We start from the raw sequence: 208 nt of genomic DNA on the forward strand, positions 1-208 counted from the left end.
TGTTACCGCCGTGAAAGGGCGGTGTCTTAACCACTTGACCAACGGGCCAAATATTATAAATCCTATGGCGGAGAGCAAGGGATTCGAACCCTTGATACGCTTGTGACGTATACACGATTTCCAATCGTGCTCCTTCGGCCAACTCGGACAGCTCTCCAATGGCTCCGCAGGTAGGAATCGAACCTACGACCGATCGGTTAACAGCCGA

1 tRNA gene is annotated in these 208 nt (G+C 51.9%); it reads right to left on the reverse strand.

What is annotated here, in order from left to right:
• Positions 1 to 65: 65 nt before the first annotated feature.
• Positions 66 to 157, reverse strand: a tRNA-Ser gene (locus tag IBT51_RS26955).
• Positions 158 to 208 lie beyond the last annotated feature (51 nt).

Source organism: Bacillus sp. S71 (assembly GCF_016625265.1).
Taxonomy (GTDB): Bacteria; Bacillota; Bacilli; order Bacillales; family Bacillaceae_G; genus Bacillus_A; species Bacillus_A cereus.